Below are 25,094 nucleotides of genomic sequence, written 5' to 3'. Positions count from 1 at the left end.
TGCAAAGTCACTGGGGAATTATGCACGGTACTGAAACGATTCCTGCCAAGCAGGCGCGCGATGGCGCCTTGGACCTGCTCAAGTGGCTGGCGCTGCTGAGCATGGTGCTCGATCACCTGCGCTATGTCGGTCTGAGCCTGGATGGTCTGTACGTGCCGGGGCGCCTGGCATTCCCCTGGTTTTGCCTGGCGATTGCGGCCAATTTGCATCGGGTGAGAAACGCGCCCGTGACCGGCCAGTGGCGCTACCTGGGCTGGCTGTTGCTGTTCAGTGTGATCAGTGAAGTGCCGTATCGACTGTTTATCGACGATGCCGATACCTTGAACGTGTTGCCGACTCTGGCGCTGGGCCTGCTGGTTGCCCGAGGATGGCAGCAGAAGGCGCTTGTTGATCGAGGATTGGCGCTGATCGCCCTGGCCTTGGGCGCTGTGTTTACCACGCAGTTGATGTTCGGTTTTTTCGGTGTCTTGCTGCCGCTGGCGATGCTGATGGTGTTTCGTCGACCTTGGTATTTCAGCGCGTTGCCAGGGTTGGTCTGTGTGGCCGCCAATCAATGGCAGATTTTGCTCAACAGCGGCACGCCCGTGGCGCTTTTGGGATTGGCCGCTTGCCTGATCGCGCCGTTGGCCGGTTTGGTCTTGTTGCGACAGGCCAAAAACGTCTCGCCTCCGGCCATGCGCCGTTGGGCGTATACCCTTTATCCCCTGCATTTCCTGCTGCTGCTACTCGTGCGCCAGACCCTCGCCTGACCCCTGTGGGAGGGGGCTTGCCCCCGATGGCAGTGTGTCTGCCGACACATGTGCAAGCTGATCCACCGCTATCGGGGGCAAGCCCCCTCCCACATTTGTCCTGCGTTGTTGCCGCTATGTCGTAAACGCACCTTTGCGTGGCGTCCGTAGGCATTTGACCTGTCTGCGCCAGCCCTACCATCGCATCAAAGGGCCCCGCACGGGCCTCAACAATACGAAAGGCTGGGAGAGACGCGATGTTCAGCAAAAAAGACCAGATCCAGGGATATGACGACGCCTTGCTGGCGGCGATGAATGCCGAGGAGCAGCGTCAGGAAGATCATATCGAGCTGATCGCGTCAGAGAACTACACCAGCAAACGCGTGATGGAAGCTCAGGGCAGCGGCCTCACCAACAAATACGCCGAAGGCTACCCCGGCAAGCGCTACTACGGTGGCTGCGAGCACGTGGACAAGGTTGAAGCCCTGGCCATCGAACGCGCCAAGCAGCTGTTCGGCGCCGATTACGCCAACGTGCAGCCGCACTCCGGCTCGTCCGCCAACAGCGCGGTGTACCTGGCGCTGCTGAACGCCGGCGACACCATCCTCGGCATGAGCCTGGCCCATGGCGGTCACTTGACCCACGGCGCCAAAGTGTCGTCCTCGGGCAAGCTGTACAACGCGGTGCAATATGGCATCAACACCGACACCGGTCTTATCGACTACGACGAAGTCGAGCGCCTGGCGGTGGAGCACAAGCCGAAAATGGTCGTGGCCGGTTTCTCCGCTTACTCCAAAACCCTGGATTTCCCACGTTTCCGCGCGATTGCCGACAAGGTTGGCGCGCTGCTGTTTGTCGACATGGCCCACGTCGCCGGCCTGGTGGCCGCTGGTTTGTACCCGAACCCGCTGCCGTATGCCGACGTGGTTACCACCACTACCCACAAGACCCTGCGCGGTCCGCGTGGCGGTTTGATTTTGGCCCGTGCCAACGAAGAGATTGAGAAAAAACTCAACGCCGCCGTCTTCCCCGGCGCCCAGGGCGGCCCGCTGATGCATGTGATCGCCGGCAAGGCGGTGTGCTTCAAGGAAGCGGCGGAGCCTGGCTTCAAGGTCTACCAGCAACAAGTGATCGAAAACGCCCAGGCCATGGCCAGTGTGTTTATCAAGCGCGGCTACGACGTGGTGTCCGGCGGCACCGACAACCACCTGTTCCTGGTCAGCCTGATCCGTCAGGGCCTCACCGGCAAAGAGGCGGACGCCGCCCTTGGTCGCGCCTACATCACGGTCAACAAGAACGCCGTGCCGAATGACCCGCAGTCGCCGTTCGTGACCTCGGGCCTGCGCATCGGCACCCCGGCGGTGACCACGCGTGGCTTCAAAGTGCCGCAATGCATTGAGCTGGCCGGCTGGATCTGCGACATCCTCGACAACCTCGGCGACGCCGACGTCGAGGCCAACGTGGCCAAGCACGTGTCTGCCCTGTGCGCTGATTTCCCGGTTTATCGCTGAGCGCGGTTTTGGAGTAATGACTATGCAACGCTACTCGGGCTTCGGCCTCTTCAAACACTCACTCAGCCACCACGAAAACTGGCAGAAGATGTGGCGCACGCCCACGCCGAAAAAGGTCTACGACGTGGTCATCGTCGGCGGTGGCGGGCATGGTCTGGCGACCGCCTACTACCTGGCCAAAGAACACGGCATCACCAACGTGGCTGTGGTCGAGAAAGGCTGGCTGGGCGGCGGTAACACCGCGCGCAACACCACCATCGTACGTTCCAACTACCTGTGGGACGAGTCGGCGCACCTGTACGAACACGCGATGAAACTGTGGGAAGGCCTGTCCCAGGACCTGAACTACAACGTGATGTTCTCCCAGCGTGGCGTCTACAACCTGTGCCACACCCTGCAAGACATCCGTGATTCCGAGCGCCGCGTCAGCGCCAACCGCCTCAACGGCGTGGACGGCGAACTGCTCAACGCCAAACAAGTGGCCGACGAGATCCCGTACCTCGACTGCTCGAAAAACACCCGCTACCCGGTACTCGGCGCCACCGTGCAACGGCGCGGCGGCGTGGCCCGTCACGACGCCGTGGCCTGGGGCTTTGCCCGCGCGGCTGACGCACTCGGTGTGGACTTGATCCAGCAGACCGAAGTGATCGGCTTTCGCAAAGAAAACGGCGTGTGCATCGGCGTCGAAACCAACAAGGGTTTCATCGGCGCCAAGCGCGTCGGCGTGGTGACGGCCGGTAACTCCGGGCACATGGCTTCGCTGGCGGGTTTTCGCCTGCCGATCGAATCCCACCCGCTGCAAGCGCTCGTTTCCGAGCCGATCAAGCCGATTATCGACAGCGTGATCATGTCCAACGCCGTGCACGGTTACATCAGCCAGTCCGACAAGGGCGACCTGGTGATCGGCGCCGGCATCGACGGCTACAACGGCTACGGCCAGCGCGGCTCGTACCCGGTGATCGAACACACCATCCAGGCCATCGTCGAGATGTTCCCGGTGCTGTCGCGCGTGCGCATGAACCGTCAGTGGGGCGGCATCGTCGACACCACGCCGGACGCCTGCCCGATCATCTCCAAGACGCCGGTGCCGAACATGTTCTTCAACTGCGGTTGGGGCACCGGTGGCTTCAAGGCCACGCCGGGCTCAGGCAACGTGTTTGCCGCAAGCCTGGCCAAGGGTGAAATGCACCCGCTGGCCGCGCCTTTCTCCATCGACCGTTTCCACAACGGTGCGTTGATCGACGAACACGGCGCTGCGGCCGTCGCCCACTAACAGGAGAAATTCCTATGTTGCATATCTTCTGTCCTCACTGTGGCGAACTGCGCTCCGAAGAGGAATTCCACGCGTCCGGCCAAGCGCACATCCCGCGCCCGCTGGACCCGAACGCCTGCACCGATGAGCAGTGGGGCGACTACATGTTCTTCCGCGATAACCCGCGTGGCCTGCACCACGAGCTGTGGATTCACGCCGCCGGTTGCCGCCAGTATTTCAACGCCACGCGCGACACCGTGACCTACGAAATTCTTGAAACCTACAAGATAGGCACCCAGCCGCAATTCACCGCCAAGGCTTCTGGAGAGAAGGTATGAGCCAGATCAATCGCCTGTCCAACGGTGGTCGCATCGACCGTAATAAAGTCCTGACGTTTACCTTCAACGGCCAGAGCTACAAAGGTTTTGAGGGCGACACGTTGGCCGCCGCCTTGCTGGCCAATGGCGTCGACATCATCGGCCGCAGCTTCAAGTACTCGCGCCCGCGCGGCATCTTTGCCGCCGGCGCCGAAGAGCCGAACGCGGTGCTGCAGATCGGCGCCACCGAAGCCACGCAAATCCCTAACGTGCGCGCCACGCAACAGGCGCTGTACCAAGGCCTGGTCGCCACCAGCACCAACGGCTGGCCGAGCGTGAACAACGACATGATGGGCATTCTCGGCAAGGTCGGCGGCAAGCTGATGCCGCCGGGTTTCTACTACAAAACCTTCATGTACCCGCAATCGTTCTGGATGACCTACGAGAAGTACATCCGCAAGGCCGCAGGTCTTGGTCGCTCGCCGACCGAGAACGACCCGGACACCTACGACAACTTCAACCGTCACTGCGACGTGTTGGTGGTTGGCGCCGGCCCTGCTGGCCTGGCCGCCGCACTGGCTGCCGCGCGCAGCGGTGCCCGTGTGATCCTCGCCGATGAGCAGGAAGAATTCGGCGGCTCGCTGCTGGATTCCCGTGAAAGCCTCGACGGCAAACCCGCCACCGAATGGGTTGCCAGCGTGATCGCTGAGCTCAAAGCCCTGCCGGACGTGGTGCTGCTGCCTCGCGCCACCGTCAACGGTTACCACGACCACAACTTCCTGACCATTCACGAACGCCTCACCGATCACCTCGGTGACCGTGCGCCGATTGGCGTGGTGCGTCAGCGCATCCACCGTGTGCGTGCCAAGCGTGTGGTGCTGGCAACCGGTGCCTGCGAGCGCCCGTTGGTGTACGGCAACAACGACGTGCCTGGCAACATGCTCGCTGGCGCGGTCTCGACTTACGTGCGCCGTTACGGCGTGGCTCCGGGCAAAAAACTGGTGCTGTCGACCAACAACGACCACGCCTACCGCGTAGCGCTGGACTGGTTCGACGCCGGCCTCACCGTCGTGGCTGTGGCCGATGCGCGCCACAACCCTCGCGGTGCGCTGGTGGAAGAAGCCCGCGCCAAAGGCATTCGCATCCTCACCGGCAGCGCCGTGATCGAAGCGCGTGGCAGCAAGCACGTGACCGGCGCCCGCGTGGCGGCCATCGACGTCAAAGCGCATAAAGTCACCAGCCCCGGCGAGTGGCTGGAGTGCGACCTGGTCGCCAGCTCCGGCGGTTACAGCCCGGTGGTTCACCTGGCTTCGCACTTGGGCGGCAAGCCGACCTGGCGTGAAGACATCCTCGGTTTCGTACCGGGTGAAGCGCCGCAAAAACGCGTGTGCGTGGGTGGCATCAATGGCGTCTACGGCCTGGGCGATTCCCTGGCGGATGGTTTTGAAGGCGGCGTGCGCGCGGCCAGCGAAGCCGGTTTTTCGCCGGTGGAAGGCACGCTGCCCAAAGCCTTGAGCCGTCTGGAAGAGCCGACACTGGCACTGTTCCAGGTGCCTCACGAGAAAGCCACTGCACGGGCGCCGAAGCAATTTGTCGACCTGCAAAACGACGTGACCGCCGCCGCCATCGAACTGGCGACCCGCGAAGGGTTCGAGTCGGTCGAGCACGTCAAACGCTACACCGCGCTGGGCTTCGGCACCGACCAGGGCAAGCTGGGTAACGTCAACGGCCTGGCCATCGCGGCCCGTTCGCTGAACGTGACCATCCCGCAGATGGGCACCACGATGTTCCGCCCCAACTACACGCCGGTCACCTTCGGCGCCGTTGCGGGCCGCCACTGTGGGCACATCTTCGAGCCGGTGCGTTACACCGCGCTGCAGGCCTGGCACGTGAAAAACGGCGCCGAGTTTGAAGACGTCGGCCAGTGGAAACGCCCGTGGTACTTCCCGCGCAACGGCGAAGACCTGCACGCTGCGGTCAAACGCGAATGCCTGGCCGTACGCGACAGCGTCGGCCTGCTGGATGCGTCCACCCTGGGCAAGATCGACATTCAAGGCCCGGACGCCCGCGAGTTTCTCAACCGCATCTACACCAACGCCTGGACCAAGCTCGACGTGGGCAAGGCGCGCTACGGCCTGATGTGCAAGGAAGACGGCATGGTCTTCGACGACGGCGTGACCGCCTGCCTCGCTGACAACCACTTCCTGATGACCACCACCACCGGCGGCGCCGCTCGCGTATTGCAGTGGCTGGAAATCTACCAACAGACCGAGTGGCCGGACCTCAAGGTGTACTTCACCTCTGTCACCGACCATTGGGCAACCATGACCTTGTCCGGCCCCAACAGCCGCAAGCTGCTGGCCGAAGTGACGGATATCGACCTGGACAAGGACGGCTTCCCGTTCATGACCTGGAAAGAAGGCTTGGTGGGCGGCGTGCCGGCGCGGGTGTTCCGTATCTCGTTTACCGGTGAGCTGTCGTTTGAGGTCAACGTGCAGGCCGACTACGCCATGGGCGTGCTCGAACAGATCGTCGAGGCCGGCAAGAAGTACAACCTGACGCCGTACGGCACCGAGACCATGCACGTGCTGCGGGCCGAGAAGGGTTTCATCATCGTCGGCCAGGACACCGACGGCTCGATGACCCCGGACGACCTGAACATGGGCTGGTGCGTAGGCCGTACCAAACCGTTCTCGTGGATCGGCTGGCGCGGGATGAACCGTGAAGACTGCGTACGCGAAGAGCGTAAGCAATTGGTGGGCTTGAAGCCGATTGATCCGACCGTGTGGCTGCCGGAAGGCGCGCAGCTGGTGTTCGATCCAAAGCAGACGATCCCGATGAAGATGGTCGGTCACGTCACCTCAAGCTATGCGCATAACTCGCTGGGTTACTCGTTTGCGATGGCGGTGGTGAAGGGCGGTTTGAAGCGCATCGGCGAGCGGGTGTTCTCACCGCAGGCCGATGGCAGCGTGATCGAGGCGGAGATTGTGTCCTCGGTGTTCTTTGACCCGAAAGGTGAGCGGCAGAACATCTGATAGACCGAGGCGCCTGTATCGGGGGCAAGCCCCCTCCCACATATTGAAATGCATTCCCCTGTGGGAGGGGGCTTGCCCCCGATGAGGCCATTAGCCGCACAACAGAATTCAGATAGGTGCTTTATGACAGCAGCCAATGTTTACCAACAACGCCCCACCACCGGTGCCAAGGCCGAGTCGTCGCTGCACCATGCCGACCTCGCCAGCCTGGTCGGCAAGGGCCGCAAGAATGCCGGCGTGACCGTGCGTGAAAAGAAACTGCTCGGCCACCTGACCCTTCGTGGCGATGGCCACGATGCGGCCTTCGCTGCCGGCGTGCACAAAGCCCTCGGCATCGAACTGCCTGGCGCCCTGCAAGTCATCATCAACGGCGAAACCAGCCTGCAATGGCTCGGCCCGGATGAGTGGCTGCTGGTGGTGCCAAGCGGTGAAGAATTCGCCGCCGAGCAAAACCTGCGGGCTGCCCTGGGCGACCTGCATATTCAGGTCGTCAACGTCAGCGGCGGCCAGCAGATCCTCGAACTCAGCGGCCCGAATGTGCGCGACGTGCTGATGAAGTCCACCAGCTACGACGTGCACACCAACAACTTCCCGGTGGGCAAGGCGGTGGGCACGGTGTTCGCCAAGTCGCAACTGGTGATCCGCCACACGGCCGAAGACACCTGGGAACTGGTGATTCGTCGCAGCTTCTCGGACTACTGGTGGTTGTGGCTGCAGGATGCGTCCGCCGAATTCGGCCTGAGTGTTCAAGCCTGAGGAGTTACACACGATGAGCCGCGCACCTGATACATGGATTTTGACCGCCGACTGCCCCAGCGTGCTCGGCACGGTGGACGCGGTCACCCGCTACCTGTTCGAACAGGGCTGCTACGTCACCGAGCACCATTCGTTCGATGACCGCCTCTCGGGCCGGTTTTTTATTCGTGTGGAATTCCGCCAGCCCGACGGTTTTGACGAGCAAGCCTTCCGCGACGGCCTGGCCTCGCGCGGTGAAGCCTTTGGCATGATCTTCGAACTGACGGCGCCTAACTACCGGCCAAAAGTGGTGATCATGGTCTCCAAGGCCGATCACTGCCTCAACGACCTGCTGTACCGCCAGCGAATCGGCCAACTGTCGATGGACGTGGTCGCGGTGGTGTCCAACCACCCCGATCTCAAGCCGTTGGCCGACTGGCACCAGATTCCCTACTACCATTTCCCCCTCGACCCCAACGACAAACCGTCCCAGGAGCGTCAGGTGTGGCAAGTGATTGAAGAGACCGGCGCCGAACTGGTGATTCTTGCGCGCTACATGCAAGTGCTGTCGCCGGAACTGTGCCGCAAGCTGGATGGCAAGGCCATCAACATTCATCACTCGTTGCTGCCGGGGTTCAAGGGCGCCAAGCCGTATCACCAGGCCTACAACAAGGGCGTGAAGCTGGTCGGCGCTACTGCGCATTACATCAACAATGACCTGGACGAGGGCCCGATCATTGCCCAAGGCGTGGAGGTGGTGGACCACAGCCACTATCCCGAGGATTTGATTGCCAAGGGGCGGGATATCGAAGGGCTGACATTGGCCCGGGCGGTGGGGTATCACATTGAGCGACGGGTGTTTTTGAACGCCAATAGAACGGTGGTGCTCTGACTGAAGCCATCGGGGGCAAGCCCCCTCCCACAGTTGACTGCATTCACACATCAAAGGTGGGAGGGGGCTTGCCCCCGATGAGGCCCTAACAAACAACGCAAAAACAGCATCTGTAACCCGAGCACTTAAACGCGCTGCCTGCCTGGGCAACGCGGTTCCATAAAAACAACAGCGAGGTGAAAGCATGTCTGGTAATCGTGGTGTCGTGTATCTCGGCAACGGCAAGGTCGAAGTACAGAAAATCGACTATCCCAAAATGCAGGACCCCCGTGGCAGGAAGATTGAGCACGGCGTCATCCTGCGCGTGGTCTCCACCAACATCTGCGGCTCCGACCAACACATGGTGCGCGGCCGTACCACCGCCCAGACCGGCCTGGTCCTGGGGCATGAAATCACTGGCGAAGTGATCGAAAAGGGCAGCGACGTCGAAAACCTGAAAATCGGCGACCTGGTCTCGGTGCCGTTCAACGTGGCGTGCGGCCGCTGCCGCTCCTGCAAGGAACAACACACCGGCGTGTGCCTGACCGTTAACCCGGCCCGTGCCGGTGGCGCGTACGGTTATGTCGACATGGGCGACTGGACCGGCGGCCAGGCCGAATACGTGCTGGTGCCGTACGCCGACTTCAACCTGCTGAAACTGCCGGACCGCGACAAGGCCATGGAGAAAATCCGCGACCTGACCTGCCTCTCCGACATCCTGCCCACTGGCTACCACGGCGCCGTCACCGCTGGCGTTGGTCCGGGCAGCACGGTGTATATCGCCGGCGCCGGCCCGGTTGGCCTGGCCGCAGCCGCTTCGGCACGGTTGCTGGGCGCCGCTGTGGTGATCATCGGCGACGTCAACCCGATCCGCCTGGCCCATGCCAAGGCCCAGGGTTTTGAAATTGCCGACCTGTCCAAAGACACGCCTCTGCACGAACAGATCGCCGCATTGTTGGGCGAGCCGGAAGTTGACTGCGCCGTCGATGCCGTAGGCTTCGAAGCCCGTGGCCACGGCCATGAAGGCGCCAAGGCAGAAGCGCCGGCCACCGTGCTCAACTCGCTGATGGGCGTGGTCCGCGTGGCGGGCAAAATCGGCATTCCTGGCCTGTACGTCACCGAAGACCCAGGCGCTGTCGACGCCGCCGCGAAAATGGGCAGCCTGAGCATTCGCTTCGGTTTGGGCTGGGCTAAATCCCACAGCTTCCACACCGGCCAAACCCCGGTGATGAAGTACAACCGCCAGCTGATGCAGGCGATCATGTGGGACCGTATCAACATTGCCGAAATCGTTGGCGTGCAGGTCATCAGCCTGGATGACGCGCCGCGTGGGTACGGCGAGTTCGATGCGGGTGTGCCGAAGAAGTTTGTGATTGATCCGCATAAGATGTTTAGCGCGGCGTAAGGTTGAGCGTCAGTATGAGGGCGCCTCTGTGCGCCCTTGTATTAGGTGGTCAGTAAAAATACAAAAAATACGAGCTGATCATCATGGTTGTAGCGGAAGTTAAAAGGATGAGTGATGGTATGACCATCCAATATTTGAGTGCGCGTGGGATTTTCTCAACGTCTTCGACGAGTGCCAAGCGCCGCCATTGAAATATTCCTGGGATAACAATGACCGTCGCCATGGCCAATACGCGCTGCGGCCTCCCATCGAACGGGGTATTGCGAAAAGTATTCCTGTTTCCGGTGATGTAAGTGCTGCATTGCATATAGCGTTCTGCGGCATCCAATTTTTCAAACATGACATAGGTGATGAGCGGAAAGCTGAGTAACATAATGGCGCCCGCGCACATGCCGATATATTCCAAGGCCATTTAATCCTTTACCGTCCTATAGAGGAGTTTACCCGCGCCTTCGCCCATTGCGCTTCCTAGCTTGCCGCCTGCGAGCCCAATTGCGGCGCCCCCGACGATTGCGCAAGCCAATGCGCCGGCGCCCGCTGTAGGTATGCCAAAAACGAGCATACAAGCGCCAGTACCGACCTGGGCCCCAATTATCCCGCCTGCTGATGCGCCGCCAACGCCAAGCACTAACTTCCCTCCTTCGACATATTTTGCTTGGGTGCATTCTTGCTCACGTCCTGTCGAGCATGCCTCCGCAATTTCCAGCGCTGCCGCCCCTCCATCTAGCGCAATACCAATATAGGCGCCCTTCTTCAAGATCTGCGAGGCTTTAGCTATACGCTTGACTCTTTCTTCATACCCACGAATCTCCCCATGCTGCCAGTAACTTTTGCTGGAAATGCCCAACATCTTTTTAATCGAACCTTCGTTTTTCAAACCTGTTCCAAACCGGGCCATCCCGGATAGTTGCCCATCGAGCTTCGCAAACAGCGCCCGACGTTTGATCAGAAACTCATCTCTCGCAGCTGGGGTGCCCTTGGTTAAGTACTGCTTATGCAAATCGTCGATTTCCTTGAGGGTTGTCTCGATTTGCGCCAAGTGCTTGCTCCAGGCGCTACTGGCACTGCCAATGCCCAGGGACGCATGGGCCATGATGGCCTGCAACTGATCGTAGTTTTTGATCAGGAATTGATCCGTCGCGGAGTGGGCGAACAATGCCTGTTTAATGTTCTGCGCCGAGCGCATCAGTTGGGCTTCTTCCGTCGTGCAAGACGCGGTACGCGCATCGGGAATGATCACCAACTGCCCTGGCAATACCACGACGTTGCGGATGTGTTGGTTGAGGGTGTCGAACTTGGTTTGAATGTGAGGGTTGAGCGAAAGGTCGAGTTTAAGTAGCGGATAAGGCTGCGGCCGTTCATTAATAAATGCGTAAGGTCCCTGCATAGCGTGCACCTCCAAGTGACTGAGGCGCACGACTATAAGAAGCTGCTACAGGTGAGGTAAGACGCGTGCAGGGGCGTTTTTGACGTTTCAGAAAGGGACTACGCAAGTCCCGGCAGACGCTGACAAGTGTGAGTCATTCAAGCTTGGTAAGTCGCAGGTACGGATCCGCCACTTCGCCGTTTTTTATCACCCGCTTGCCGCCATAGTCGCAGTGAGTTTTACCGTCGCGCTCGTTGATTTCCTCGGGTTTGAGTTCGTACTCCGGGGCCAGGTAGTCGTCGCTGGTACCGGCGGTTTGGCCGGTCCATGTGTTGCCGTTGGCAGACGCGGTGTATTGATAACCTTCGCCATACGGCGCAGGGAGGTCGGGGTCTGTGTAGGGTGTGGAGTTGATATCGGCAGTGGCGGGGCATTGGCCAATGTCGGCGGCCGGCGCAGGGGGTTGCGGCGTGCTGAATACGCTGAAGATGGAGATCAATCCGATCATGGTGGTTACAGCTCCTGAGTAGGGATGCCCGATAGGGGTAGCCTTGGGTGAGCTGCAGCGATGGTTGGGTTCCGAGTTAAGGTTGTTTCGCGTGTAGGAAAGGGCAACTGGGCGCTGCCCTTCTTTGCATCGGGTATTTAAGCCTGCAAGCGCCGGCTGATCACATCCAGCAGATCACAGCCATCGCGCAATGGAATGGCGCAAAGCAAGGCGAAGTCCTGGAGGACAAGGTTGTCGGTGTTCAGGCCCTCACGAAACGCGAGGTTTTCCATGACTTGAGTCACCGCGCGGATGCGGTAGACGGCGGCGTCGTGGAGTACGTCGAGCGGGACTTGGGTGTCGATAAGCAGGGAAGGGGTGGTGCTGTCGTGGCCGGTGAGCGGCATGTATCGGTTCATGTTTTAAAACCCATTCAAGTAGAGGTGGGCTACACACTTATTCGTCGCCAAACGAATGGGTGGCAGCTGTACGCAGGTTGGCGAACCGGGAATGGAACCGGCAGACCCGAAGGTCTCCCGCGCACAGCCACCATGAAAGCAGCTATTGCGGACGCAAAAGAACCTGCAAAAAAGCAGAAGCTTTTGCACCATTCACCCGAGTCGCCAAACCCGTGTCGCCATGTGGACGACCGCCGAACTATAAGCGCCATCCATCGCCAGGAGCAAGTCGCCTGGGCGATGATGATCACCTGTGGGTCACCGATGGGTGAATGAGCATTTGGTGGCGTCAGCGTCTTCGCAATAGGTGCCTTTCCATTCACCTGTAGGCGTGAGGTTCCATTCAGTGACGGATTTGAGCGTGACCGAAAGCTGTGCGTCGTTACCCATTGGCCCCTTGTAGGTGCAGGTGACGGCTTTGTGTTGTGCATCGTATCGGGCATCGTGGAACGTCGAGTCACTGAGGTAGGAGGCGGTCGCTGACGGGTTTTTGCCGGTCCAGGTAAGCCCGCCCGGCGGTGAGGCTGCATAGCTATAACCGCCACCGGCCATCGCGGTTTGATGGATGCTCTGGATCGGTGGGCAGGTTGCGGTCGCTGCGATGGCATTTGCTACCAGCCCTGTCATTGCAGACAAACCTGCAAGCAGTGCGCGCTTCATGGTGAGCTTCCTGGAGGGGCCGGAGGCTCATGCTGCGGGCGATCGTGAGGCCTGGCTACTGGTATAAATGACAGTTTTTTAGTGTTTTTTCTTATTGCTGAGGTGATGGTTATTTCAATGTCGCCCAGCCGATGAAGATCAAATGTGGGAGCTGGCTTGCCTGCGATTGCGGTCGGCCAGCCAACCTGTCTCTGGCTGACCCACCGCTATCGCAGGCAAGCCAGCTCCCACAGGGATTTATGGGGTGTCAGCGCGAGGCGAGTGCGCCTTGGTACAGGACCGGTCCGGTTGGTTGGCCGGACGGTGAACCGCCTTGTGGTTCCAGGCTGACCGCGAGGGTCACGGGGGCCGTCAACAGCGCCTGCTGTTCCTTGCTCAACTGGATTCGGCCCTTGCCGGCACTAGGCACCAAACCCAGGGAAATCGGCTTTCCGCCAGCCGGGATGACCCACAATTCCAGGGCGCGCGTCGGCTCAACAGCGGCCAACGTCAGCGGCTCCACTTGCAGGTGATCGCCAAATGCCTGGATCTGCATTGCCGGTTGCTGGTTGGCCGCAACCAGCGTGGCGTTGTACTCGGCGCCGATGTCACGTTGATAAAGCACGCCGACCAACACGGCGGCGACGACCGCGCACGCAGCCGCCAGCAGGCGAAAGCTCATCCAGAACGGTTTCTTCGCCGGCACATGCAGCACTTGCGGCTCGATCCGTGCCTTGATGCCTGCCCACACATGATTCGGCACCGGCCGTTCGGGCAGTGCGCCGGTCAGGCTGGCGAGCGCATCCTGCCAATGGCCGAGTTCGACGCGCAGCGCGGCGTCTTCCAGTAACAGGGCGTCGAAGCGCCGACGGGCGGTAGCCGGCATCAGGCCGATCGCGTAGTCGGCGGCGAGGGCGCGGCGCAGGGCGGTGGTTTGGTAGTTCATGATTCAAGGCACCTGCGCAGGCGCTCCATGCCACGGCGAATCCAGGATTTGACCGAGCCCAGGGGCGCCGCCAAGTGGTCGGCCAGTTCCGAGCACGACAGGCCCTGGAAGTAAGCCACGGTGATCGATTGGCGCTGCATGCCATCGAGGGTGTCGAGGCAGCGGGTGAGGGCGCGGGCTTCGCGCTCGTTGTCGAGCTGCTCGTGGGCGCTGGGGCTGTCGTCGAGCAGGGCCTCCTGCTGGCCGTCGGCCAAGGGCTGTTCGCGGTGCTTGCGCAGCTGGTCGATGGCCAGGTTACGGGTGATGTTCACCATCCAGGTCATCGGCGCCGCCAGGTGTGCCTCGTAGCGCGAAGCGTTGTACCAGATGCGCACAAAGGCTTCCTGCAGCACTTCTTCAGCCAGGTCCTTGCGCCCCATGAACCGGAATGCAACACCGTGCAGGCGTGGCGAGACACTGCGGTAGAGAGTCTCGAACGCCTGGCGGTTGCCCAGGGCGCACTGCGCCAGCAGGGGCTGCAGCGGGTCAGCATCGTTGGTGGAAATAGGGCTTCTCCAGGCTCTCGAACGAGGGCGACGGGACTGCGCACGGTAGGCAGAGGGTAGTCCAGCTTGAGCATTCATTCCATCCGACTCCGAGCGGTGCATGCTGGGTATACGCGCGGGAGGGTGATTTGGATGCAACTTTTTCTGAACTAATCTTCAGGTGGGAACAATCCTTCGGGACCGTCAGTCCAACGCCTGCTTTTAGCTCCTACATTCAGAGGTTGTCTTGATGAAGATTTCACGCGGTTTTGCCCTGTCCTGCCTGATGACCGTGGCCGCCAGCCCGGTGTTTGCCGCAGGTTTCAGCCTCGGTGACGTGGCCAACGCCGTTTCCAGCGCCCAGGGCAGCAACAACAAGGCGGCTGCTGCAGCGCCAAGTTCCCAGACCGCAGGCCTGCTGAGCGCCCTGACTTCGCAACTGAACGTCACCCCTGAACAAGCCGTCGGCGGTACCGGCGCCATGCTGGGCCTGGCCAAGAACCAATTGAGCAGCACCGACTATTCGCAATTGGGCAAAAGCGTGCCCGGCCTGGATAAGCTCGCGGGGAACAATTCCCTGGGCAGCCTCGGCGCCTTGAGCGGGATGCTCGGCCAGAGCGGCGGCAGCAAAACCAGCGGCCTGGACAGCGTGCTGGGTAACGTGAAGAACACCAACGACCTGAACACCGCCTTCAGCGCGCTGGGCATGGATAACAGCATGATCGGCAAGTTTGCGCCGGTGATCCTGCAATACCTGGGTGGTCAGGGCGCCAACGAATCGGTGTTGGGCAAACTGGCCTCGGCCTGGGGTACTGGCAGCTAAATAGACTCCGCGCGCAGTTGGGCGATGCGCGCGTCCTTCTCCCTCCAGAGCTGGTTCACCCAGTTCTGGACGGTCTGGCGAAAGGCCGGATCATTCTCGTAATCGCCCTGCCATAGCGCCGGGTCGAGTTCCCGGGTGCGAATGTCGATGATCACTTTGGGCACCGCGCCGCTGATCAAATCCCAAAACCCCGGAATCTTTTGCTGCGGATAGACCACGGTCACGTCGAGCACGGCATCCAGTTGTTCACCCAGCGCTGCCAACACAAACGCCACGCCGCCCGCCTTGGGTTTGAGCAACCGGGCATACGGTGAATCCTGCTGCTTGTGTTTGGCCGCGTTGAACCGCGTGCCTTCCAGGTAATTCACCACGGTCACTGGCTGGCGCTTGAACAGCTCGCAGGCTTCTTTGGTGATTTTCAGGTCCTGGCCTGCCAGCTCCGGGTGCTTGGCCAGGAACGCCTTGGTGTAGCGCTTCATGAAGGGGTAATCCAGCGCCCACCACGCCAGGCCGAGGAAGGGCACCCAGATCAGCTCTTTTTTCAGAAAGAATTTGAAGAACGGCGTGCGCCGGTTGAGCGCCTGGATCAGCGCCGGAATGTCCACCCAGGACTGATGGTTGCTGATCACCAGGTAAGAAGTGTCGCCGCGCAGGTCGCCGCCGCCGCGAATCTCCCAGTGGGTCGGGATGCATAGCGAGAAGATCAGCTTGTCGATTTCAGCCCAGGTCTCGGCGATCCACATCACTGCCCACGAGGCATAGTCGCGATAGCGCCCGGGCGCCACCAGCTTGAGCAGGGCAAACAGCATCAACGGCCCGAACAGCACCAGGGTGTTGAGCAATAGCAGCAGTGTGACGAAACAGCCGGTGAGCAGGCGGCGCATAAGTAACTCTTGGAATCCTGTGGGCGGGCCATGATAAGCAAGCTGAGTCTAGAGGCCAAATCGCAAATCGCTGGACGAATGTTTCACAATGTTCCCGGTATGGTTGAGAACTAACTAAGTGCTGCCTTTGCGGTCTAGAATCCGCCTACTTCTTTCGAGGAAATCACTTCGTGAAATTGCTCCTTGCCGCGTTCGCCCTCGTTCTTCCTGTTGTGGCTGCCCAGCCTGTCCTGGCCGCCGAACCGACCCTTTACGGTCGCTACGAATACATCCAGTTGCCGGAGATCGGCGAAACCTTCAAGGCCAAGATGGACACCGGCGCGCTGACCGCCTCGCTGTCGGCCCGAGACATCGAGACCTTCACCCGCGATGGCGACGATTGGGTGCGCTTCCGCCTCGGCGGCAAGGACGCTTCCAACAAAGTCTACGAACACAAAGTCTCGCGCATCAGCAAGATCAAGAGCCGCGCCGACGAAGACGATGACAAGGACGAAGCCACCGTGGCCAAGCGCCCGGTGATCGACCTGGAAATGTGCCTGGGCAACGTCAAGCGCACCGTTGAGGTCAACCTCACTGACCGCAGCAGCTTCAACTACCCGCTGCTGATCGGCGCCAAGGCCCTGCGTGAATTCGGCGCAGCGGTGAACCCGGCGCGTCGTTACACTGCCGACAAACCGGACTGCTGACGGACCCACATGCCGCATATCCTGATTGTCGAAGACGAAGCGGCGATAGCCGACACGCTGATTTTCGCCCTGCAAGGCGAGGGCTTCACCACCACCTGGCTGAGCCTTGGCCAGGAGGCGCTGGCCCATCAGCGCCAGTCGCCCGCTGACTTGATCATCCTCGACATCGGCCTGCCAGACATCAGCGGCTTTGAAACCTGCAAGCAATTGCGCCGTTTCAGTGAAGTGCCGGTGATGTTTCTCAGCGCCCGTGACGGCGAGATTGATCGGGTGGTGGGCCTGGAGATCGGTGCTGACGATTATGTGGTCAAGCCGTTCAGCCCGCGGGAAGTGGCGGCGCGGGTGCGGGCCATCCTCAAGCGCGTCAGTCCAGGCGCCGCGCCTGCCGTGTTCCAGGTTGACCTGGAACGCATGCAAATCCATTACCGCGGTCAGCCCCTGAGCCTGACGCGTCATGAGTTTCGCTTGCTGCAAAGTCTGCTCGAGCAACCCGAACGCGTGTTCAGCCGCGAGCAACTGCTCGACGCGGTGGGCGTGCCTGCCGACGCTGGCTACGAACGCAATATCGACAGCCATATCAAAAGCCTGCGCAGCAAACTGCGAAGCGTGGCCGCCGACGCCGAGCCGATCCAGACCCACCGTGGCCTGGGTTACAGCTACAGCCCGAGCCATAGCTGATGCGCCTGGGGCTGCGGATTTTTCTGGTGTACGCGCTGTTTATCGGCCTGACCGGCTATTTTGTGCTCAACACCGTGATGAAAGAGATCCGCCCTGGCGTGCGCCAATCCACCGAAGAAACCCTGGTGGACACGGCCAACCTGCTGGCCGAAATCCTGCGGCTGGACGTGAAGAACGGCACCCTCGGCCAAAGCCACTGGCCGGAGCTGCTCAAGGCCTACGGTAGCCGCCAGCCGGGCGCGACGATCTGGGGCCTGCCGAAAAACCAGGTCAACCACCGTATCTACGTGACGGACGCCAAGGGCATTGTGTTGCTCGACTCCACGGGCGAGGCGGTCGGCCAGGACTATTCCAAATGGAACGACGTGTACCTGACCCTGCGCGGCGAATATGGCGCGCGCTCGACCAAAAGCGAACTGGATGACCCTAACTCGTCGGTGATGCACGTGGGCGCGCCGATCCGAGACAACGGCCAGATCATCGGCGTGGTCACTGTGGCCAAGCCCAACAGCTCGTTGCAGCCCTATGTCGACCGTACCGAGCACCGCCTGCTGTGGTACGGCGCCGGGTTGGTGATCCTCGGCCTGCTGCTTGGCGCACTGTTGTCGTGGTGGCTGAGCGTGGCGCTGCATCGGCTGACGGCGTATGCCCAGGCTGTGAGCGAAGGTCGGCGCGCCGAGTTGCCGCATTACCGCGGCGGCGAGCTCAAGCAGCTGTCCACCGCCGTTGAGCACATGCGCACACAGCTGGAGGGCAAGGCCTACGTCGAGCGTTACGTGCACACCCTGACCCACGAACTGAAAAGCCCACTGGCGGCAATTCGTGGTGCGGCGGAGCTGTTGCAGGGCGACATGAGCCGTGAGCAACAGCAGCGCTTCGTCGGCAATATCGACAGTGAAAGCGCGCGCTTGCAACAGTTGATCGAGCGCCTGCTGAACCTGGCCCAAGTGGAGCAGCGCCAAGGTTTGGAAGAGCAAGTCAGCATGCCGTTGGCGACCCTGGTCGACGAGGTGCTCAAGGCCCAGTGCGCGCGCATTGAAGGCGCCGGCTTGCACGTCGAACAGGCGATTGGCGCGGATGTGAAGGTATTTGGCGAGCCGTTCCTGCTGCGCCAGGCCTTGGGTAATCTGCTCGATAACGCCCTGGACTTCACGCCGCCCGGTGGCACGTTGAGGTTCAGCGTACGCACGCAGCACAACGACGTGCAGGTCAGCCTGTTCAACCAGGCTGCGGCCATTCCCGACTATGCCTTGCCGCGCCTGAGTGAGCGTTTCTACTCGCTGCCACGCCCGGCGAGCGGGCGCAAAAGCACCGGCCTGGGCCTCAACTTTGTTGAAGAAGTGATGAAGCTGCACGGCGGCGCGTTGCAGATCGGCAATGTGCAAGGCGGGGTGCAAGTAGTGCTGCATCTCCACACAGTCTCCACATTGCCCACATAAATCTCCCATCTGCGCGGTTCACGCTCTGCCCATCAAAACAGGGAGAGCCCCATGAACCGCAACCTGCTTTTCAAACTTGGCGCGATTGCGCTACTGATTCTGCTGTTGCTGATTCCGTTGCTGATGATCAACGGCATCATTGCTGACCGCCAATACGCCCGCGACAGCGTGCTGATGGATATCGCCCGTAGCTCCAGTTACAGCCAGCACCTCAACGGCCCGGTGATGGTGGTGCCTTATCGCAAGACCGTGCGCGAGTGGAAACTCAATGAAAAGCTCAATAAACGCTACGAGGAAACCCGTGAAGAGCGCGGTCGTCTGTATTTCCTGCCGGACCGCTTTGAGCTCGATGGCAAGGTGCAAACCGAGCTGCGGTCGCGGGGTATTTACCAGGCGCGACTGTTCCATGCCGACACCCGCATCAGCGGGCGTTTCGAGCTGCCTGCGCAGCTGGGCATCACGCAAGACTTTGCCGATTACCGCTTTGATCCAGCGTTTCTGGCGGTGGGCATCAGCGATATTCGCGGCATTGAAAACGCACTGAAACTGGAACTGGGCGACCAACGCCTGGACTTCTCGCCGGGTACTCAAGTGGACTGGCTGGGGGAGGGCGTGCACGTGGCATTGCCGGAACAGGACAGCAAGAAACCGGCCGTGCTGGACTTCGCTTTTGACCTGCGCCTGCAAGGCACCGAACAACTGCAAGTGGTGCCGGTGGGCAAGGTCAGTGAGGTCTCGCTCGCATCGAACTGGCCCCACCCAAGCTTCATCGGCAACTTCCTGCCGGCTCAACGGGCCGTCACCGACAAAGGCTTCACGGCCAACTGGCAGACCACATTTTTCTCCACCAACCTGGAGCAAGCCCTGCAAACCTGCCTGGACGGGCGAAGCTGTGATGGTTTCAGCAACCGCAGCTTTGGCGTGAACTTCATTGACCCGGTGGACCAGTACCTCAAGAGCGACCGCGCGATCAAATACGCGCTGCTGTTTATCGCCCTGACGTTTGCCGGCTTCTTCCTGTTCGAAGTGCTCAAGAGCCTGGCGGTGCACCCGATTCAATACGCGCTGGTGGGCGTTGCCCTGGCGTTCTTTTACCTGCTGTTGTTGTCGTTGTCCGAGCACATCGGCTTTGGCCCGGCGTACCTGTTGTCGGCGAGCGCCTGTGTGTTGTTGATCGGCTTTTACGTGTGCCATGTGCTGCGCAGCATTGCCCATGGGCTGGGCTTTTCGGCGGGGCTGGCGGCGCTGTATGGCCTGTTGTACGGGCTGCTCAGTGCCGAGGATTACGCGCTGCTGATGGGCTCGCTGTTGCTGTTCGGGCTGCTGGGCACAGTGATGGTGCTGACGCGCAAACTCGATTGGTATGGCGTGGGCAAGCGCAAGGTGGCCGAGCCGCTGCAGTTTGACCTGGAGGCCGTGCAATGATCGGGTTACGGGAAGATCAGCAGGTAAAGACGCAATTGGTGGCGAGGATTAACCTGCTGTTCCCTGTTGTCGTTGTGGCGAGCGGGCTTGCCCCGCGTTGGGCTGCGCAGCAGCCCCAGAGCCCATCACAGAGGAGTGCCTGATGGACCGCAGTCTGATTGATTGGGGCGGCTTCGCCACCCAACGCGGGGCAAGCCCGCTCGCCACGACAAGCCCGCTGGCCACACAAAGCGGGCTCACTGCACAAGCTCAGATCGGCGGCTGGGTCTGCAGCATCGACGGCCGCTGGCTGACCTTGGCGTACCAATCGGCAAGCTGGGGATTCGCAGCGCGCCATTGCAGGTCTGGGTGGCGGAAGTCGAGGTAGCCCAAGGCGCAGGCCACGCTGATCGACGCAATGTCGAAGTGGCTGGCCAGCTCGGCAATCGCATTGGCTTCCAACTCCGCGAGGGTGCGACGGATCTTGTTGCGCTGCTCATCCAGCCATTGGTCCCAGTGCTTTTCTGCCGGGCGCATGGCGGTTTCGTAACGCACCAGCACGGCGGCGTCCATGATGCCGTCGGCCATTGAGGCCAGGGTCAGGCGGCGCCAGCGTGCCGAGCCGTCGCGAGGAATCAGCGGGTTGCCGACATGCTGGTGGTCGAGGTAATCGAGGATCACCCGGCTGTCGTGCAGGGCGCTGCCGTCGGCCAGGCGCAGGGCCGGGATCTTGCCCACGGGGTTTTCGTGCACCAGCTGCGCGTCCGGGTTGACCGGTGTCGGCATGCAGCCTTGCAGGGCCACGCGGTCCTGCTGGCCGGTTTCGATCAGCAGCACGCGGACTTTACGAACAAAGGGTGAGGCAGGGTTGTGGAACAAGGTCATGCTGGGCGTGGACATGGGCATTCCTCGAAATGGGCAGTGGCTAGCCTAGAGGGTTGCGCGGTGGCTGGCGAGGGGGCTTTGGGTGTTTTTGAGGGCCTCATCGCAGGCACGCCAGCTCCCACAGGGGCAATGCATTTCAAGGTGGGAGCTGGCTTGCCAGCGATAGCGCCCTCAGCCGCGCCGCTTGAATAACGCCCAAACACCAATGACTGCAGGAATCCCCAAACCGACCCAGCTCAATGAGTCCCACAGCCCATCGCCGAGCAACGCGGCAAACAACCCGGCCGCGCTGAGCACGCCAATTCCCAGCGGAATGCCAAACACCTTCCAGAAGTTCGACTGCCGCGGCTTCATACCCTGGCCGCCTTGCGCCGCACGATCCACAGGTAAACGCCGCTGCCCAGCACGATGATGGTCAGCACATCGAGCACTGCCCAGAGAACCTTCATCGGCATGCCGCCGTAGTCACCAAAGTGCAATGGCTGCGACATGCCCATGGCGTCCATGTACCACGGCCGCTCAGCGATAGCGGTGACGGCCAGGGTGCTGGCGTCGATCAGCACCGGCGTGAGCAGGTGCGAGGTCAGGTGCGTGCTGCCCTTCATGAACACCGCGTAATGGTGCTCACTGGAAAAACGCGTGCCGGGGAAGGCGATAAAGTCCGGCTCCATGCCGGGCGCGGCCTTGGCGGCAATGCTCAGCAGCTCGGTGGCTGGCGCGCGTTGGGTCAGTGGCGGCGCGTTTTTGTAGGGTTCGATCATCGCGCTGAGGCTGTCCTGGCGCCAGGCGGCGATGATCAGGTCGGCGCAGGCGCTGATCACACCGGTCACGCCCACCACCAGCGCCCAGGTCAACGTGACCACGCCGATCAGGTTGTGCAGGTCGAGCCAACGCAAGCGCGTGGACTTGTCCTGGCGCACGGTGGCGAACTTCAAGCGGCGCATGAACGGCAGGTACAGCACCGTGCCCGAGACAATCGCCAGCACAAACAAAAGGCCCATGAAGGCCAGCAGCAACTTGCCCGGCAGGCCGGCGAACATGTCCACATGCAGGCGCAGCAGGAACAGCGTCAGCCCGCCATTGGCCGCTGGGGTTTCGACGGCTTCACCGGTGCGCGCATCGAGCATGAAAGTGTGCGACGAGTTGGGTTCGGTGCCAGCCGTGGCGGCCATGATTGCGATCACGCCGTTCTTGTCGTCTTCGTCCCACGCCAGGTATTGCATCGCCTCACCTGGGCGATGCGCCTGGGCTTTGGCCACCAGTTGCTCAAGGTTCAGCTGCGGGGTGTCAGCGGGCATCTGCGCCAGTTCAGGCTCATTGCCCAGCAGGTGATCGATCTCATGGTGAAACACCAACGGCAGGCCGGTGAGGGCGAGCAGCAGCAGGAAGACTGTGCAGATCAGGCTGGTCCAGGTGTGGATGAAGGACCAGCGGCGGATGGTTTTGCTTTTCATTTTCTAGCCTTCAGACACACCGAAGCCGCCCCGGGGGACGGCCTGGTTATTAGCTCAGCCAATTACCACTGGTAGGTAGCGCTGGCGACTACGCTGCGCTGGTCACCGAAGTAGCAGTAGTTGCCGTCGCAGGTGGAAAGGTAGTCTTTGTTGAACAGGTTGGTGGCGTTCAATTTAACCGATGCGCCTTTCAGGCTGTTATCCAGACGGCCCAGGTCGTAATGCACCGAACCATCGAACACGGTGTAGGCGTTGGCCTTGCCCAACCAGGTGTTGGCCTGGTCGCCATAGGTGTTGCCAGTGTAGCGGGCACCAAAACCGATACCGAAACCGTCAAGTACGCCGCTGTGCCAGGTGTAGTCAGTCCACAGCGAGGCTTGCTGGTTTGGCATCAATGTCAGGCGGTTGCCTTTGTAGATGCCTTTTTGCACCTCGGATTTTGCCAGGGTGTAGGCGGCGATGACCTTGAGGTTCTCGTTCACGTCAGACACGGCTTCCAGTTCCAGGCCCTTGACCTTCACTTCGCCGGTCTGGCTGTTGATTTGCTGGCCGCCTGAGCCGAGGGTGGTCACCTGCACGTTCTTCTGGGTCAGGTCATAGACCGCCGCGCTCAGCAACGTGTTGGAGCCGGGCGGCTGGTACTTCACCCCCATTTCCCACTGTTTGCCTTCGGTCGGTTTGAACGTCTTGAGCGCATTTGTATCTGCGTTGCTCGCCGGCTGGAACGACTCGGCGTAAGACAGGTACGGTACGAAACCCGAATCGAACACATAGCTCAGCGCCGCGTTGCCACTGAAGTGTTTGATGCGGTCGGTGTTGGTCGCATCGTTGTCGTTGAAGTAGGTGGTGCCTTGATGCACCCAGTCTTCACGCCCGCCCAGGGTCAGGCGCCACTTGTCCAGAGCCATCTGGTCCTGCACGTAGAGGCCGGTTTGCACGGTTTTCTGGTTGTAGTCGTAAAACGGTCGGACGTCCGTCGGGCGCAGCGTCGGCTGGGTGTTGATCGGGTTGAAGATGTTGATACCCGACGCTGTACCGTATATCGCGCGGTAAGAGGTATCCGTACGCTGGTGATCCAGGCCCAGCAGCAGCGTGTGGGTAATGTCGCCCGTTGCGAAGTCAGCCTGGAAGTTGTTGTCGAGCGCCAACTGGCCGATGTTTTCGTCAACGTTGGTGGTCGACCGGCTGATATCGCCCGCTGCATCGGCCGGGGAGTAGGCAAAGGAACCCACGGTCAGTTGCTGGAAATCCAGCTCCGACTTGGTGTAACGCAGGTTCTGCTTGAACTGCCAGGTGTCGTTGAAACGGTGCTCGAACGCATAGCCCAGTGCGTAGTAGGTACGGTCGTAGAACTCGTAGTCCGGATCGCCGAGGTTCTTGTGGTGGGAAACGTCGCCCAGCGGCGATTTGATCTTGGTGCCCTGGATCGGCATGAACTGGCTGGTGGTGCCGGTATCGTCGCGGGTGAACTGCGAGAGCAGGGTCAGTTTGGTGTCGGTATCAATATTCCAGGTCAGGCTCGGCGCGATGTTGTAGCGCTTGTTGTCGATGTGATCGACCTGGGTGCCGGCATCGCGTACCACGCCGCTGACGCCGTACAGGAACTGGCCTTCATCATCGATTTTGCCGGTGCTGTCGAAGTTGATCTGGCGGTAGTTGTCACTGCCGTATTGCAACTGGATAGCATGGCTCGATTCCTCGCTGGGACGGCGGCTGACCATGTCCAGCAGGCCGCCCGGTGGTGTCTGGCCATAGATCGACGAGGCGGGGCCACGCAGCAGAGCGAGACGGTCAAGGTTCCAGGTTTCGGCTTTTGGGTTGGCGTACACGCCGCGCGGCAATGGCAGGCCGTCGAGGAATTGCGTCGGTTCGAATCCGCGCACGCGCATCCAGTCGTAACGGGTGTCGCTGCCGTAGCTGGACGATACGATGCCAGGCATGTATTTGACGGCATCATCGAGGTTCTGGACGTTGCGGTCCTGCATCTGCTCGCGGGTCGCAACAGAGATCGAGCGTGGTGCTTCAACCAGTGCGGTGTCGGTCTTGGTGCCGGCCGCAGTGCGCGTCGCCAGGTAGCCAGTCACCGGGCCCCATGCACTTTCAGTGTTGCCTTGAGCAATGATGCTGGTCTCAGCCAACGCCACAACGCCTTCCGGAATCGCCACCAGCGTAAACGTGCCCGCGCTGCTTTGCTCCAGTTGCAGCCCGGTGCCACGCAACGCCTCTCGCAGCGCGCCCTGCGCATCGAACTGGCCTTTGACCGGTGCTGAGGTCTTGCCCGACGCCAATGCTGGGTTGAGGGTCAGCGCAAGGCCGGCCTGGCTGGCGATCTGGTTGAGCGTGCTGGCCAACGGCGCAGCCGGCAGGTTGTAGGCGCGCACGCTGGAAGCCTGTTCGGCGGCGATCAGCGTGGTGCTCGCCAGCGGGGCGCTGAGGGCAATGGCCACGGCTAACAGGCTGGGGCGCAACAAGGTGTCTAGCGTGCGGGACATAGGGCGGCTCCTGAATGGAAACATTTCTCAATTGCCTAGGTGCCGGACGAGAATCAAAAAGTGATAGGGCCAAGC

At 61.1% G+C, this 25,094-nt stretch carries 25 protein-coding genes; 13 read left to right on the top strand and 12 right to left on the bottom strand.

What is annotated here, in order from left to right; translation table 11 throughout:
• Positions 1-20 precede the first annotated feature (20 nt).
• From ABWL43_RS26870 to fdhA, 8 genes are all read left to right on the top strand, one after another.
• Complete coding sequence (locus tag ABWL43_RS26870) at positions 21-749, top strand: TraX family protein (protein ID WP_404485531.1); 729 nt, start codon at positions 21-23, stop codon at positions 747-749.
• Between the two features lie 236 nt (positions 750-985).
• A complete protein-coding gene (gene glyA / locus ABWL43_RS26865; RefSeq protein WP_404485528.1) occupies positions 986-2,239 on the top strand; it encodes a serine hydroxymethyltransferase in 1,254 nt (417 codons plus the stop codon).
• A gap of 22 nt (positions 2,240-2,261) precedes the next feature.
• Positions 2,262-3,512 (top strand): sarcosine oxidase subunit beta, encoded by a 1,251-nt coding sequence (locus ABWL43_RS26860; protein WP_010207084.1) that lies wholly within the window; start codon positions 2,262-2,264, stop codon positions 3,510-3,512.
• Between the two features lie 14 nt (positions 3,513-3,526).
• On the top strand, positions 3,527-3,829 hold the full coding sequence (locus ABWL43_RS26855; RefSeq protein WP_074847785.1) for a sarcosine oxidase subunit delta: 303 nt from the start codon (positions 3,527-3,529) through the stop codon (positions 3,827-3,829).
• The gene (locus tag ABWL43_RS26850; protein ID WP_404485525.1) at positions 3,826-6,843 is read left to right on the top strand and encodes a sarcosine oxidase subunit alpha; all 3,018 of its coding nucleotides are present in this window, start codon (positions 3,826-3,828) and stop codon (positions 6,841-6,843) included. Before ABWL43_RS26855 ends, ABWL43_RS26850 begins: the two co-directional genes overlap by 4 nt.
• 123 nt (positions 6,844-6,966) lie before the next feature.
• Entirely contained in the window at positions 6,967-7,599 is a 633-nt protein-coding gene (locus ABWL43_RS26845) for a sarcosine oxidase subunit gamma (protein WP_404485522.1), read from the top strand.
• 13 nt (positions 7,600-7,612) lie between these two features.
• Positions 7,613-8,470, top strand: a complete 858-nt coding sequence (gene purU / locus ABWL43_RS26840) for a formyltetrahydrofolate deformylase (protein WP_242200662.1) — start codon at positions 7,613-7,615, stop codon at positions 8,468-8,470.
• A gap of 184 nt (positions 8,471-8,654) precedes the next feature.
• Entirely contained in the window at positions 8,655-9,854 is a 1,200-nt protein-coding gene (fdhA, locus tag ABWL43_RS26835) for a formaldehyde dehydrogenase, glutathione-independent (RefSeq protein ID WP_242200664.1), read from the top strand.
• A 49-nt stretch (positions 9,855-9,903) separates the two neighbouring features.
• On the opposite strand, the gene ABWL43_RS26830 is transcribed toward fdhA, so the two are convergent.
• The 7 genes from ABWL43_RS26830 to ABWL43_RS26800 all read right to left on the bottom strand — a co-directional run bounded on the left by ABWL43_RS26830 (position 9,904) and on the right by ABWL43_RS26800 (position 14,373).
• Positions 9,904-10,266, bottom strand: a complete 363-nt coding sequence (locus ABWL43_RS26830) for a hypothetical protein (RefSeq protein WP_242200667.1) — start codon at positions 10,264-10,266, stop codon at positions 9,904-9,906.
• On the bottom strand, positions 10,267-11,241 hold the full coding sequence (locus tag ABWL43_RS26825) for a hypothetical protein (RefSeq protein WP_242200668.1): 975 nt from the start codon (positions 11,239-11,241) through the stop codon (positions 10,267-10,269).
• A gap of 133 nt (positions 11,242-11,374) precedes the next feature.
• Entirely contained in the window at positions 11,375-11,728 is a 354-nt protein-coding gene (locus tag ABWL43_RS26820; RefSeq protein WP_242200670.1) for a hypothetical protein, read from the bottom strand.
• 137 nt (positions 11,729-11,865) lie between these two features.
• The gene (locus ABWL43_RS26815) at positions 11,866-12,126 is read right to left on the bottom strand and encodes a hypothetical protein (protein ID WP_237235701.1); all 261 of its coding nucleotides are present in this window, start codon (positions 12,124-12,126) and stop codon (positions 11,866-11,868) included.
• 297 nt (positions 12,127-12,423) lie between these two features.
• Positions 12,424-12,825, bottom strand: coding sequence for a DUF3757 domain-containing protein (locus ABWL43_RS26810; RefSeq protein WP_262209394.1), 402 nt, complete (start codon positions 12,823-12,825; stop codon positions 12,424-12,426).
• Positions 12,826-13,072: 247 nt separating this feature from the next.
• Positions 13,073-13,750 carry an anti-sigma factor domain-containing protein gene (locus tag ABWL43_RS26805; protein ID WP_404485516.1) on the bottom strand — a complete coding sequence of 226 codons (678 nt, stop codon included), beginning with the start codon at positions 13,748-13,750 and terminating at the stop codon, positions 13,073-13,075.
• Entirely contained in the window at positions 13,747-14,373 is a 627-nt protein-coding gene (locus ABWL43_RS26800; RefSeq protein WP_404485513.1) for a sigma-70 family RNA polymerase sigma factor, read from the bottom strand. The genes ABWL43_RS26805 and ABWL43_RS26800 overlap by 4 nt, the downstream gene beginning before the upstream one ends.
• Before the next feature lie 151 nt (positions 14,374-14,524).
• Between ABWL43_RS26800 and ABWL43_RS26795 the strand changes: the two genes are divergently transcribed.
• Positions 14,525-15,097 carry a DUF2780 domain-containing protein gene (locus ABWL43_RS26795; protein WP_145157529.1) on the top strand — a complete coding sequence of 191 codons (573 nt, stop codon included), beginning with the start codon at positions 14,525-14,527 and terminating at the stop codon, positions 15,095-15,097.
• Here the strand turns inward: ABWL43_RS26795 and ABWL43_RS26790 are convergent.
• Positions 15,094-15,981 carry an acyltransferase gene (locus ABWL43_RS26790; RefSeq protein WP_404485510.1) on the bottom strand — a complete coding sequence of 296 codons (888 nt, stop codon included), beginning with the start codon at positions 15,979-15,981 and terminating at the stop codon, positions 15,094-15,096. The genes ABWL43_RS26795 and ABWL43_RS26790 overlap by 4 nt on opposite strands.
• A gap of 170 nt (positions 15,982-16,151) precedes the next feature.
• Here ABWL43_RS26790 and ABWL43_RS26785 point away from each other — a divergent pair, with 170 nt between their 5' ends.
• From ABWL43_RS26785 to creD, 4 genes are read left to right on the top strand one after another with little or no spacing between them, the layout of a single operon-like run.
• Positions 16,152-16,667 (top strand): ATP-dependent zinc protease, encoded by a 516-nt coding sequence (locus ABWL43_RS26785; RefSeq protein ID WP_145157525.1) that lies wholly within the window; start codon positions 16,152-16,154, stop codon positions 16,665-16,667.
• Between the two features lie 9 nt (positions 16,668-16,676).
• Complete coding sequence (creB, locus tag ABWL43_RS26780) at positions 16,677-17,345, top strand: two-component system response regulator CreB (RefSeq protein WP_242200680.1); 669 nt, start codon at positions 16,677-16,679, stop codon at positions 17,343-17,345.
• A complete protein-coding gene (gene creC, locus ABWL43_RS26775; RefSeq protein ID WP_404485507.1) occupies positions 17,345-18,784 on the top strand; it encodes a two-component system sensor histidine kinase CreC in 1,440 nt (479 codons plus the stop codon). Before creB ends, creC begins: the two co-directional genes overlap by 1 nt.
• A gap of 51 nt (positions 18,785-18,835) precedes the next feature.
• Positions 18,836-20,209, top strand: a complete 1,374-nt coding sequence (gene creD, locus ABWL43_RS26770; RefSeq protein ID WP_404485504.1) for a cell envelope integrity protein CreD — start codon at positions 18,836-18,838, stop codon at positions 20,207-20,209.
• Between the two features lie 249 nt (positions 20,210-20,458).
• Here the strand turns inward: creD and ABWL43_RS26765 are convergent, their stop codons facing one another.
• From ABWL43_RS26765 to ABWL43_RS26750, 4 genes are all read right to left on the bottom strand, one after another.
• Positions 20,459-21,088 carry a glutathione S-transferase gene (locus ABWL43_RS26765; protein ID WP_145157517.1) on the bottom strand — a complete coding sequence of 210 codons (630 nt, stop codon included), beginning with the start codon at positions 21,086-21,088 and terminating at the stop codon, positions 20,459-20,461.
• A gap of 156 nt (positions 21,089-21,244) precedes the next feature.
• Positions 21,245-21,427: a hypothetical protein gene (locus ABWL43_RS26760; RefSeq protein WP_119737602.1), complete on the bottom strand. Its 183-nt coding sequence runs from the start codon at positions 21,425-21,427 to the stop codon at positions 21,245-21,247.
• Positions 21,424-22,527 (bottom strand): PepSY domain-containing protein, encoded by a 1,104-nt coding sequence (locus tag ABWL43_RS26755; RefSeq protein WP_262209374.1) that lies wholly within the window; start codon positions 22,525-22,527, stop codon positions 21,424-21,426. Before ABWL43_RS26755 ends, ABWL43_RS26760 begins: the two co-directional genes overlap by 4 nt.
• Positions 22,528-22,589: 62 nt before the next feature.
• Positions 22,590-25,019, bottom strand: a complete 2,430-nt coding sequence (locus tag ABWL43_RS26750) for a TonB-dependent siderophore receptor (RefSeq protein WP_404485500.1) — start codon at positions 25,017-25,019, stop codon at positions 22,590-22,592.
• Between the last annotated feature and the right edge of the window lie 75 nt (positions 25,020-25,094).

It is taken from the genome of Pseudomonas sp. HT11 (assembly GCF_044875395.1).
GTDB lineage: Bacteria > Pseudomonadota > Gammaproteobacteria > Pseudomonadales > Pseudomonadaceae > Aquipseudomonas.
This window is presented reverse-complemented; position numbering and strand designations above follow the sequence as displayed.

Bases quoted from the DNA above. Each gene is read 5' to 3' on its own strand.
- ABWL43_RS26760 (WP_119737602.1), bottom strand. From the start codon at position 21,427: ATGAAGCCGCGGCAGTCGAACTTCTGGAAGGTGTTTGGCATTCCGCTG.
- ABWL43_RS26810 (WP_262209394.1), bottom strand. From the start codon at position 12,825: ATGAAGCGCGCACTGCTTGCAGGTTTGTCTGCAATGACAGGGCTGGTA.
- ABWL43_RS26825 (WP_242200668.1), bottom strand. From the start codon at position 11,241: ATGCAGGGACCTTACGCATTTATTAATGAACGGCCGCAGCCTTATCCG.
- ABWL43_RS26850 (WP_404485525.1), top strand. From the start codon at position 3,826: ATGAGCCAGATCAATCGCCTGTCCAACGGTGGTCGCATCGACCGTAAT.
- ABWL43_RS26860 (WP_010207084.1), top strand. From the start codon at position 2,262: ATGCAACGCTACTCGGGCTTCGGCCTCTTCAAACACTCACTCAGCCAC.
- ABWL43_RS26805 (WP_404485516.1), bottom strand. From the start codon at position 13,750: ATGAACTACCAAACCACCGCCCTGCGCCGCGCCCTCGCCGCCGACTAC.
- ABWL43_RS26765 (WP_145157517.1), bottom strand. From the start codon at position 21,088: ATGTCCACGCCCAGCATGACCTTGTTCCACAACCCTGCCTCACCCTTT.
- ABWL43_RS26815 (WP_237235701.1), bottom strand. From the start codon at position 12,126: ATGAACCGATACATGCCGCTCACCGGCCACGACAGCACCACCCCTTCC.
- ABWL43_RS26755 (WP_262209374.1), bottom strand. From the start codon at position 22,527: ATGAAAAGCAAAACCATCCGCCGCTGGTCCTTCATCCACACCTGGACC.
- glyA (WP_404485528.1), top strand. From the start codon at position 986: ATGTTCAGCAAAAAAGACCAGATCCAGGGATATGACGACGCCTTGCTG.
- ABWL43_RS26870 (WP_404485531.1), top strand. From the start codon at position 21: ATGCACGGTACTGAAACGATTCCTGCCAAGCAGGCGCGCGATGGCGCC.
- ABWL43_RS26855 (WP_074847785.1), top strand. From the start codon at position 3,527: ATGTTGCATATCTTCTGTCCTCACTGTGGCGAACTGCGCTCCGAAGAG.
- purU (WP_242200662.1), top strand. From the start codon at position 7,613: ATGAGCCGCGCACCTGATACATGGATTTTGACCGCCGACTGCCCCAGC.
- ABWL43_RS26820 (WP_242200670.1), bottom strand. From the start codon at position 11,728: ATGATCGGATTGATCTCCATCTTCAGCGTATTCAGCACGCCGCAACCC.
- ABWL43_RS26800 (WP_404485513.1), bottom strand. From the start codon at position 14,373: ATGAATGCTCAAGCTGGACTACCCTCTGCCTACCGTGCGCAGTCCCGT.
- ABWL43_RS26795 (WP_145157529.1), top strand. From the start codon at position 14,525: ATGAAGATTTCACGCGGTTTTGCCCTGTCCTGCCTGATGACCGTGGCC.
- ABWL43_RS26790 (WP_404485510.1), bottom strand. From the start codon at position 15,981: ATGCGCCGCCTGCTCACCGGCTGTTTCGTCACACTGCTGCTATTGCTC.
- fdhA (WP_242200664.1), top strand. From the start codon at position 8,655: ATGTCTGGTAATCGTGGTGTCGTGTATCTCGGCAACGGCAAGGTCGAA.
- creC (WP_404485507.1), top strand. From the start codon at position 17,345: ATGCGCCTGGGGCTGCGGATTTTTCTGGTGTACGCGCTGTTTATCGGC.
- creD (WP_404485504.1), top strand. From the start codon at position 18,836: ATGAACCGCAACCTGCTTTTCAAACTTGGCGCGATTGCGCTACTGATT.
- ABWL43_RS26830 (WP_242200667.1), bottom strand. From the start codon at position 10,266: ATGGCCTTGGAATATATCGGCATGTGCGCGGGCGCCATTATGTTACTC.
- ABWL43_RS26750 (WP_404485500.1), bottom strand. From the start codon at position 25,019: ATGTCCCGCACGCTAGACACCTTGTTGCGCCCCAGCCTGTTAGCCGTG.
- ABWL43_RS26845 (WP_404485522.1), top strand. From the start codon at position 6,967: ATGACAGCAGCCAATGTTTACCAACAACGCCCCACCACCGGTGCCAAG.
- creB (WP_242200680.1), top strand. From the start codon at position 16,677: ATGCCGCATATCCTGATTGTCGAAGACGAAGCGGCGATAGCCGACACG.